General features: G+C 67.0%; 4 protein-coding genes. All 4 read right to left on the bottom strand.

Features of this window, described 5'->3' with window-relative positions:
* Positions 1-565: ATP-binding cassette domain-containing protein (locus ACOJTD_RS12850; protein ID WP_420133294.1), on the bottom strand; the 565-nt coding region annotated here is incomplete at its 3' end.
* Positions 558-1,310 carry an ABC transporter ATP-binding protein gene (locus tag ACOJTD_RS12845; protein ID WP_420133293.1) on the bottom strand — a complete coding sequence of 251 codons (753 nt, stop codon included), beginning with the start codon at positions 1,308-1,310 and terminating at the stop codon, positions 558-560. The genes ACOJTD_RS12845 and ACOJTD_RS12850, both read right to left, overlap by 8 nt.
* Positions 1,307-2,326 carry a branched-chain amino acid ABC transporter permease gene (locus ACOJTD_RS12840; protein ID WP_420133292.1) on the bottom strand — a complete coding sequence of 340 codons (1,020 nt, stop codon included), beginning with the start codon at positions 2,324-2,326 and terminating at the stop codon, positions 1,307-1,309. The genes ACOJTD_RS12845 and ACOJTD_RS12840 overlap by 4 nt, the downstream gene beginning before the upstream one ends.
* 4 nt (positions 2,327-2,330) lie before the next feature.
* A complete protein-coding gene (locus ACOJTD_RS12835) occupies positions 2,331-3,197 on the bottom strand; it encodes a branched-chain amino acid ABC transporter permease (protein ID WP_420133295.1) in 867 nt (288 codons plus the stop codon).
* Positions 3,198-3,267 lie beyond the last annotated feature (70 nt).

Raw genomic sequence — 3,267 nt, 5'->3', positions numbered from 1 at the left:
AAAGTCCCTCGTCGCGCGTGATGCGGGCGATCGCGCGCAGCAGCTCCTCCACGATGATGGGTGCCAGGCCCTCCAGCGGCTCGTCCAGCAGCAGCAGGCGCGGATTGAGCACGAGCGCGCGGCCGACGGCCAGCATCTGCTGCTCGCCGCCCGAGAGCTGATTGCCGAAATTGCTGCGGCGCTCCTCCAGCCGCGGAAACATCTCGTACACCCGCGCCACCGTCCACGGCCCCGGCTGCGCCACCGCAGTAAGGTTCTCCTCGACGGTGAGCGACTTGAAGATGTTGCGCTCCTGCGGCACCCAGCCGATCCCGGCGCGGGCGCGCTGGTCCGGCCGCAGCGTGGTGATGTCGACGCCGCCGAGGCTGATCCGGCCGGAAAACCTGCGAGTGACGCCGACGATCGAATTGATCAGCGTGGTCTTGCCCGTGCCGTTGCGGCCGAGCAGCGCCAGCACTTCGCCCTCGGGCAGACGCAGCGACATCTCGGGCAGCACCACCGCCTCGCCATAGCCGGCGCGTAGCTTGTCGATCGCCAGCAGCTCAGACGTTCTCCGCTCAGACATGCGCGTCCTCGCCGAGATACACCGCCTTGACCTGCGGATCGCGCGCGACCTCGTCGGGCGGGCCTTCGGTGAGCAGTCCGCCGGAGACGAGCACCGAGATGCGGTCGGCGAAGGAGAACACCAGGTCCATATCGTGCTCGATCAGCAGCACCGTGACCTCGCGCGGCAGGTTCGCCACCGCGGCGAGGATGTCGTGGCGCTCGCTTTCCGGCACGCCGGCGGCCGGCTCGTCGAGCAGCAGCACGCGCGGCTTGGTGGCGATCGCCACCGCGATCTCCAGCAGGCGCTGCTTGCCATAGGGCAAGCGGCCGGTCGGCTCGTTCATCACGTCGAGCAGATGGAAGCGCGCCAGGTTCTCGGCGATCTCGTCGTTGATGTCGGCACGGGTCCCCATCCGCCGCCACCAGTCGCCGCCATGGCCGGAGCGCTCCGACACGGCGAGGCCGATGGTCTCGAGCGGCGTCAGATCGGCGTAAAGCTGGTTGATCTGGAAGGTGCGCGACAGCCCGCGCAACACACGCTTGTGCACCGGCATATCGGTGATGTCCTGCCCTTCGAGCAGGATGCGGCCGCTATTCGGCTTCAGCACGCCGGTGAGCTGATTGATCACCGTGGTCTTGCCGGCGCCGTTCGGCCCGATCAGCGCGTGGCGCGCGCCGGGCGCGATGTTGAGCGACAGGTCACGAGTGACGTGGAGACCGCCGAAATGCTTGTCGAGGCCAATGGTCTGCAGCGCGTAGCTCATGCGGCGCCCCCGCTCGGCTTGGAGCCGCGCAGCAGCTTTGCCACGCGGCGCGGGACGAACAGCACCCAGCGCTCCAGCCGCTCGCGGCCGATCAGCACGATCGTCACCAGCACCAGGCCGATCCAGAACAGCCAGTATTGCGGCGTGATGGTCGAAAACACTTCCTGCAGAATCTTGAAGATCACCGCGCCGATCAGCCCGCCGTACAGATAACCGGTGCCGCCGAGCACCAGCACCAGCACCAGATCGGCCGAGCGCTCGAACGAGAATACGTCGAGGGAGGCGAGCTGCGTGGTCTGGGTGAACAGCGCGCCGGCGATGCCGGCATAGAACGCGCCGAGCGTATAGACCGCGACCAGACGGCGGTTGACCGGAATGCCGACCGCCGAAGCGCGGAGCGGATTGTTGCGGATCGCGCGCAGGCTGAGGCCGAACGGCGAATGCACGATGCGGCGCGCCAGCAGGAACATCACGAACAGCACCACGACGCTGTACCAGAACCCGACCTTGCCGAAGATGTCGAACTCGAACACGCCGAGGATCGGCTGCATCACGATGCCCTGCAGGCCATCGGTGCCGCCGGTGATGTTGGAGAACCGCTCGGCGAGCGCTTCCATCAGCAGCGCGATGCCGAGCGTGACCATCAGCCGGGTGAGATCGACGCCGCGGATCACCAGGAAGCTGGTAGCGAAGCCAAGCACGGCGGCGGCGAGCCCGGCCACCAGCAGCGCCAGCACCGGCTCCGGCACGATGCCGTGCAGCGCCATCAGCCCCGCCGCATAGGCGCCGACGCCGAAGAACGCGGCATGGCCGAGCGAGACAATGCCGGCATAGCCGAGGATCAGATCGAGCGACAGCGCGAACAGGCCAATCCGCACGATGTCGGTCATAATCAGATAGCGCGACGGCAACAGGAATCCGACCGCGATCAGCGCCAGCCAGAACACCGCTTCGCCGACACGCCAGCGCGCGCTGCGGCGGGCGTGGAAACCGACATTGTCCGAGGGCGTCGTCATGCGATCACCGCGCGGCGGTGCGGCCGAACAGGCCGTTTGGGCGCCAGATCAGGATCACGATCATGATGGTGTAGATGATGAAGGGCCCCATCTTCGGCAAATAGTATTTGCCCGCGACGTCGCCGATGCCGAGCAGCAGCGAGGCGAGGAACGGACCGGTGATCGACGACGAGCCGCCGACCGTGACGACGATCAGGAAGTAGATCATGAACTTCAGCGGGAAATACGGATCGAGCCCGAGGATCTCGGCGCTGAGCGCGCCGCCGAAGCCGGCCAGTCCGCAGCCAAACGCGAAGGTCAGCGCGAACACCTGCGGCACGTTGATGCCGAGGCCGGAGGCGACGCGGGGATCGTCGACCGCGGCACGCAGCCGGCTGCCGAAGCGCGTCTTCGCCAGCGTCAATTGCAGCGCGACGGTGAGCAGGCCGCAGATCACGATGATCATCAGCCGGTCGCGGCCGATGCCGATGCCGAACAGGTCGATCTGGCCCTGCAGCACCTCCGGCAGCGTGATGAACACGCGCGACGAACCCATAATGAAATCGACCGCGGCCACCGACATGAACACCAGGCCGACGCTGAACAGCACCTGATCGAGATGCGAGCGATCGTAGAGGTGGCGATACAGCAGCCGCTCGAACAGCGCGCCGATCAGCGCGCTGGCGAGAAACGCGATCGGCAGCGCCGCGAAGAACGGCCAGCCCATCTTGTTGACCAGCACGGCGCAGACATAGCCGCCGGCCATCGCGAACGCGCCGTGCGCGAGGTTGACGAAGTTCATCAGCCCCAGCGTCACCGCCAGCCCGCACGCCAGCACGAACAGCAACAGGCCGTAAGCGACGCCGTCGAACAGGATGGTGAGGAAGGTCATGACGGCGAGCGCGCTTTCAGTCTCCCTCCCCCTTGCGGGGTGGGTGGCCGGCCGTAAGGCCGGTCGGGTG

Origin of the sequence: Rhodopseudomonas sp. (assembly GCF_048594845.1) — a bacterium.
Lineage (GTDB): Bacteria > Pseudomonadota > Alphaproteobacteria > Rhizobiales > Xanthobacteraceae > Rhodopseudomonas.
Note: the sequence above shows the minus strand (reverse complement) of the source record. Positions and strands in the feature narration are given on the sequence as shown.